Source organism: Flaviflagellibacter deserti (genome assembly GCF_042652085.1).
GTDB classification, from domain to species: Bacteria; Pseudomonadota; Alphaproteobacteria; order Rhizobiales; family Methylopilaceae; genus Flaviflagellibacter; species Flaviflagellibacter deserti.
In genome coordinates this window covers 83,118-89,244 of record NZ_JBHSJF010000008.1, presented here as the reverse complement: position 1 = coordinate 89,244, position 6,127 = coordinate 83,118, and the positions used below count along the sequence as shown (strand labels likewise).

Below are 6,127 nucleotides of genomic sequence, written 5' to 3'. Positions count from 1 at the left end.
GCGCGGGGGCGATGTCCTCTCCCACCGGATTGACCGGTGGATTGCCGTAGACGGCGGCAGTCGACGAGAAGACGAAGCGCTTTGCGCCGCCATTGACCACTGCCTCCAGCAGGTTGCGGGTCTTCATCGTGTTCGAGCGGTAATAACCGAGCGGATCGGAAACCGAATCCGGCACCACGATCTTCGCGGCGAAATGGATGACCGACTGGACGCCGTGCTCCTTGATCAGACGTTCCAGGAACGGCGTATCGCCGGCATCGCCCTCGACGAAACTCACGCCCGGAGGGACCGCCCAGCGAAAGCCCGTGGAGAGATCGTCGAGTACGATCGTCGGCACGCCGCGATCCACCAGGTTGAGGACCATGTGGCTGCCGATATAGCCGGCGCCGCCGGTAACGAGGACCGTCATGAAGTCATCCTTCTGGAGCGTGGCTGCGAGGTGGATTCGCGGATATTGGGAGGCAAATATCCCGTTCAGGTGAATGTCTGGTCAATGATCTTGGTCGAAGTGCCGGCGCCGGCATAGGCGGGGGCGGATCGGCCGACGAGTTCGAGTCCACGCCTAGGACCGCCACAAGACTGATTTGTGACGCCGGCTGAAGCGATTGCTTGCCGACGAGGCATAGTCGGCTATCCTCGGTTCATTCACGCACAAGACGTGATCGGAGGACACGAATGGGCCAGGCGGCTGAAGGTGAGATCAAGATCGATCTCGGCGTCATCGAGACGATCGAATCGGACAATGTGCTGCGCTGGGACGGCCAGACGCTCTATGTCGAGCAGGACATCTACCACAACGGCCAACTCGTGCACCGCAAGTACAAGCGCCGGGTGACACGTCATGTCGCCGAAGCACTCAGGACGATGCTCGGCAGCGATAATTGAAGCCGTGACGGGCGCGCTCAGGTGCCCGTCTTGCGTTTCCGCGCGGCGAGCGTGCGCAGGCGCAGCGCGTTGAGCTTGATGAAGCCCGCTGCATCGCGGTGGTCGTAGGCGACCGCGCCTTCCTCGAAGGTGACGAGCTCCTTGTCGTAGAGCGAATACGGCGAGGAGCGGCCGACGATGTCGACATTGCCTTTGTAGAGCTTCACGCGGACCTGGCCGGTGACTAATTCCTGGCTCTTGTCGACGAGCGCCTGCAGCATTTCGCGCTCGGGCGCGAACCAGAAGCCGTAATAGACGAGTTCGGCATATTTCGGCATCAGGCTCTCCTTGAGGTGGAGCGCCTCCCTGTCGAGCGTGATCGATTCGATGCCGCGATGGGCCTTGTGCAGGATCGTTCCGCCGGGCGTCTCGTAGATGCCGCGCGACTTCATTCCGACGAAACGGTTCTCGACCAGATCGAGACGGCCGATGCCGTTCTCCTTACCGAGCTCGTTCAGGCGGGTGAGGAGGGTTGCCGGCGACAGCGCCTCGCCGTCGATGGCGACCGGATCGCCGGCCTCGAAGTCGATCGTGATAATCGTCGCCTTGTCCGGTGCGTCCTCTGGCGAAATCGTGCGCTGGTAGACGAGCTCGGGCGCCTCATCGGCCGGATCTTCCAGCACTTTGCCCTCGGAGGACGAGTGCAGGAGATTGGCGTCGACCGAGAATGGTGCCTCGCCGCGCTTGTCCTTGGCGATCGGGATCTGGTGCTCCTCGGCGAATTCGAGGAGGCGCGTGCGCGAGGTCAGGTCCCATTCGCGCCAGGGGGCGATGATGGTGATCTCGGGCTCGAGCGCGTAATAGGCCAGCTCGAAACGGACCTGGTCGTTACCCTTGCCGGTCGCGCCGTGCGCCACCGCGTCGGCGCCGGTCTTCCGGGCGATCTCGATCTGCTTCTTCGAGATCAGCGGCCGTGCGATCGAAGTGCCGAGCAGGTACTGGCCCTCATACAGCGCGTTGGCGCGGAACATCGGGAACACGAAATCGCGGACGAACTCCTCGCGCAGGTCCTCGATGAAGATGTTTTCCGGCTTGATGCCGAGGAGTTCCGCCTTCTTGCGCGCGGGTTCCAGCTCCTCGCCCTGGCCGAGATCGGCGGTGAAGGTGACGACCTCCGCGCCGTATTCGGTCTGCAGCCATTTCAGGATGACCGAGGTGTCGAGGCCGCCTGAATAGGCGAGCACCACCTTCTTGGGGGACTTCTTGTCCATGCGTAGGATCCGTGCGAGGGCGGGAGGCAATATCGCTAGTTAGCGATATCGCTAATTGGCGCGCACCTTAGTCAGGCGCGGTCGCGGCGCAAGTTTAGATTCATAGGGAGCGCGGGCATCCGATGCCGCATGTCGACTTCTGGTACGATTTCGCCTCGCCCTATTCCTATCCCGCGGCTGCGCGAATTGCGGACGAAGCCGCACATCGCGGCGTCTCGGTGACGTGGCGACCGTTTCTGCTCGGACCGATCTTCAACAGGAAGGGGCTGCCGACCTCTCCGCTGAAGACTGATCGGGTAAAGGGCGCCTATGCTTGGCGCGATCTCGGCCGGATCTGCGCCAGATACGGTCTTCCATTCGCCGAACCGCCGGGCTTTCCGCAGAACAGTCTTCTGGCGGCTCGGGTCGCGCTCGTACTCGACGAGACGGCGCGTCCGGATTTCACGGTTGCGGTCTATCGGGCGCAATTCGGGGAGGGGAAGACGATCTCCGAGGTCGAGGTCATCGCGGGCGTGCTGGCCGCGCTCGGCCATGACGCGGCGTTGATCGACAGAACGCGGGACGACGCGATCAAGCTCGCATTGCGGCATCAAACCGAGCATGCCGAAGCACTCGAAGTGTTCGGTGCGCCGTTCTTCATCACCGGCGGCGGGGAGCCCTTCTGGGGCCATGACCGGATGGAAGACGCGCTCGACTGGGCGACGAAGAAGGGCTGATGCACCTGTTTCAGGGAGGACGGCGACGGAGAGAGCTCGGTTCTCGATGTCAGATCGATGGCTTGGCAGCGGCCTCCGAACATCCGATATGAGGCGCGAGGCCGCGTTCGCCGGCCGGGAGTAGTCTGGCCGTGCTGTCATCCGAGGAACTGGAGCGTTACGCCCGCCATATCGTGCTGCGTGAGATCGGTGGACCGGGGCAACAGAAGCTGAAAGCAGCACGGGTTCTGGTCATCGGCGCGGGCGGGCTCGGCAGCCCGGCTCTTCTCTATCTCGCGGCGGCAGGCGTGGGCACGCTCGGCATCGTCGACCATGACACCGTTTCGCTGTCGAACCTCCAGCGGCAGGTCGCACATGGGACGCCGGACGCCGGGCGGTTGAAGGTCGAAAGTGCCGCGGATGCACTCAGGCACATCAATCCGAATGTCACGGTCGAGCAGCATGCGTTCCGGATCGCACCGGACAACGCCGAGGCGCTGATCGGCCAATACGATCTCGTTCTCGACGGTTCGGACAATTTCTCGACGCGCTATCTGGTCTCCGACGCCGCCTATAGCGCCAAGCGGACTCTCGTCATCGGCTGGCTCGGCACGATGGATGCTGCGATCACGACCATCCGCGCGCATGAGAACGGTCCGGAGGGGAAGCCGAACCCGACCTATCGCTGCCTGTTCCCCGAACCGCCGCCGGACGGATCGATCCCGGCCTGCGAACAGGCCGGGGTTCTCGGTGCGCTGGCGGGCGTCGCTGGCTCGCTGATGGCGCTGGAGGCAATCCGTGAGATCGCCCCCTTCGGTGAGGGATTGGTCGGCAAACTGTTGATGATCGATGCGCGGTCGATGCGCTTCGAGACGGTGAGCTATGGCTGGGATGCCGATAATCCGCTGAGCGGCTTTACGGGCGGACCTTAGTGCTCTCCCGTTTACGGGAGAGGTCACTCGCGCAGCGAGCGGGTGAGGGCATGATCGAGGTAATGAGCATCGTGCTTGCCCTCCCCCAGTCGTCTGACGACTACTCGACCCTCTCCCGCTTCGCAGGAGAGGGAAACTACCGTGACCAGGTGTACGGCTGGCCAGAGCGCTTCAGCGCCGAGAGCTTTCCGTCGTTCTGCTTGACGACGATGTAGCAGCTCTCGCGTTTTGCGCCACCGACGGTCATGCAGAAACCCTCGTCCGATAGACGCCACGTACCTTCCGATGCCCTGCCGGAGGCATTGGTGAAGGTGACCGCGCCGCCGGGAGCGAAAATCAGTTTCGCGTCACGACCCTTCGCGTCCGTCGACGTGATCGGCTTGGCGTCGAAGAATGACTGGCTGAGGTCGGACGGCGGGATCAGTTCCAAGGCAAGAGCGGGGCCGACGAGCGCGAGCAGGGCCGTGGTGACGTAAGCGGCTTTCAACATGGCTGGACCTCCGGAAAATGCTCGGAGCATGTAGCCACAATCAGAACAGAAAGGGAACAGAAATCTTTGCCGTTCAGAGCATACTCGCCAAAACACGGTCTGGCGGCCGGTGCTTGTCGAGGAAGGTCCGGATGTTGACGATGACCTTCTCGCCCATGTCGACGCGGCTCTCGATCGTCGCCGAACCCATATGCGGCATCAAGAGGACCTTGCCCTTGCGTGCGAGCTCGACCCAGCGGGAATCGATCGTCGGCTCGCCCTCGAAGACGTCGAGCGCGGCGCCGGCGATTGCATCGGTCTGCAAGAGGTCGATCAGGGCGTCCTCGTCGACGATCTCGCCGCGCGCGGTGTTGATGACGTAGGCATCGGGCTTCAGGAGTTTCAGCCGCCGCGATGCCAGCAGGTGATAGGTCGCGGGCGTGCGCGGGCAGTGAATCGAGACGATGTCGACCCGGGCCAGCATCTGGTCGAGGCTCTCCCAATAGGTGGCGTTCAGCGATTGCTCGATCCGGGCCGCGACCGGCTTCCTGTTGTGGTAGTGCACGTCGAGCCCGAAGGCGCGGGCGCGGCGGGCGACGGCCTGGCCGATGCGACCCATGCCGAGAATACCGAGCTGCTTGCCGCCGAGCCGCCGGCCGAGCATCCAGGTCGGCGACCAGCCGGGCCAATCCAGACCGTCGGGGATGATGCGCACGCCCTCGGCGACACGGCGGGGCATTGCCAGGATCATCGCCATGGTCAGGTCGGCGGTGTCTTCGGTCAGCACCCCTGGGGTGTTGGTGACGGTGATGCCCTTGGCGAGGGCCGCCGCGACGTCGATATGGTCGATGCCGTTCCCGAAATTCGCGATCAGCTTGAGGTTTGGACCCGCTCTATCGATAAGTTCCGCGTCGATCTTGTCGGTGACGGTTGGAACCAATATGTCCGCCGTCTTCATCGCGGAGGCGAGTTCGTCTCGCGTCAGCGGCCGGTCGTCGGCGTTCAGCCGTGCGTCGAACAGCTCGCGCATGCGTGCTTCCACGCAGTCGGGCAGTTTGCGGGTGACGAAGACGTTGGCGCTTCGGGTCATAAGCGAAGTGTGGATGGCCGGCGGCCGTCCGCCTGGTTAGGTTTTCGTAAACGGCGAGGATCGTATTGTAGCGGTCCTGGCGCTGGCGCGCCGGAGTTTCCATCAACGGGGCTCCAAAGACAATCCGGGGCGCGGGGCGTAGCGGGGCTGAGTAATGAGTATCGGTCAGCTGTTCAGGATCGGGGCGGTGCTCGCCATCGTGGCAGGCACCGGTATTGCCGTGACCTATTGGGGCGGCGAGTCCAGTGCAGTGATCGCGCAGGCGCAGTCAGCCAAGGCAGTACCCTCGCCGGCGGGAGGCGCCCTGGCGCTCGGCCCTGTCAGTGGCCTGCCCATTCCGCGCTTCGTCAGCCTGAAATCCGATAAGGTGAATGTCCGCCGCGGCCCCGCGAACGACCAGGATGTCGCCTGGGTCTTCAGCCGGGCCGGCCTGCCGGTCGAAATCACCGCCGAATGGGACAATTGGCGACGCATCCGCGATCAGGACGGCGCCGAAGGCTGGGTCTTCCATAGCCTCCTGTCCGGTCGCCGTACCGCCCTGATCGAGCCCTGGTCGAAAGAGGCGACCTTGCCGCTCCGCAGAAACGGTTCCTCCGAGGCGACCGTGGTGGCGATGCTGCAGCCGAAGGTCCTCGCCAGCGTGTCCGCCTGCGACGGCTCGTGGTGCCGGATCTGGGGCGATGGCTTCGACGGCTGGATGCAGCAGGACAAGCTCTGGGGCATCTATCCGGGCGAACAGTTCGACTAGCATCCGGCGGATTGCGCCGGGCGCGCGCACGCCTACATCCTGACCTCACGCACGCTTG

8 protein-coding genes are annotated in these 6,127 nt (G+C 63.8%); 4 read left to right on the top strand and 4 right to left on the bottom strand.

Annotated features, from left to right (window positions below):
* Window positions 1–409 (bottom strand): NAD-dependent epimerase/dehydratase family protein (locus ACFPFW_RS16085; protein ID WP_379771584.1); only part of this gene is annotated, 409 nt, incomplete at its 3' end.
* Window positions 410–675: 266 nt separating this feature from the next.
* Here ACFPFW_RS16085 and ACFPFW_RS16080 point away from each other — a divergent pair.
* Window positions 676–885 (top strand): hypothetical protein, encoded by a 210-nt coding sequence (locus ACFPFW_RS16080; protein ID WP_114958356.1) that lies wholly within the window; start codon window positions 676–678, stop codon window positions 883–885.
* A gap of 17 nt (window positions 886–902) precedes the next feature.
* Here ACFPFW_RS16080 and ACFPFW_RS16075 read toward each other — a convergent pair whose 3' ends face one another.
* The gene (locus ACFPFW_RS16075; RefSeq protein WP_114958355.1) at window positions 903–2,135 is read right to left on the bottom strand and encodes an argininosuccinate synthase; all 1,233 of its coding nucleotides are present in this window, start codon (window positions 2,133–2,135) and stop codon (window positions 903–905) included.
* 122 nt (window positions 2,136–2,257) lie between these two features.
* Between ACFPFW_RS16075 and ACFPFW_RS16070 the strand changes: the two genes are divergently transcribed.
* Both ACFPFW_RS16070 and ACFPFW_RS16065 read left to right on the top strand, forming a co-directional pair.
* Entirely contained in the window at window positions 2,258–2,851 is a 594-nt protein-coding gene (locus tag ACFPFW_RS16070) for a 2-hydroxychromene-2-carboxylate isomerase (RefSeq protein ID WP_114958354.1), read from the top strand.
* 131 nt (window positions 2,852–2,982) lie between these two features.
* Complete coding sequence (locus ACFPFW_RS16065; protein WP_379771581.1) at window positions 2,983–3,762, top strand: HesA/MoeB/ThiF family protein; 780 nt, start codon at window positions 2,983–2,985, stop codon at window positions 3,760–3,762.
* Between the two features lie 136 nt (window positions 3,763–3,898).
* On the opposite strand, the gene ACFPFW_RS16060 is transcribed toward ACFPFW_RS16065, so the two are convergent.
* Both ACFPFW_RS16060 and ACFPFW_RS16055 read right to left on the bottom strand, forming a co-directional pair.
* Window positions 3,899–4,252, bottom strand: coding sequence for a hypothetical protein (locus ACFPFW_RS16060; protein WP_114958352.1), 354 nt, complete (start codon window positions 4,250–4,252; stop codon window positions 3,899–3,901).
* Between the two features lie 73 nt (window positions 4,253–4,325).
* On the bottom strand, window positions 4,326–5,321 hold the full coding sequence (locus ACFPFW_RS16055; protein ID WP_114958351.1) for a 2-hydroxyacid dehydrogenase: 996 nt from the start codon (window positions 5,319–5,321) through the stop codon (window positions 4,326–4,328).
* Between the two features lie 154 nt (window positions 5,322–5,475).
* Between ACFPFW_RS16055 and ACFPFW_RS16050 the strand changes: the two genes are divergently transcribed.
* Window positions 5,476–6,069, top strand: a complete 594-nt coding sequence (locus ACFPFW_RS16050; RefSeq protein WP_114958350.1) for an SH3 domain-containing protein — start codon at window positions 5,476–5,478, stop codon at window positions 6,067–6,069.
* Window positions 6,070–6,127 lie beyond the last annotated feature (58 nt).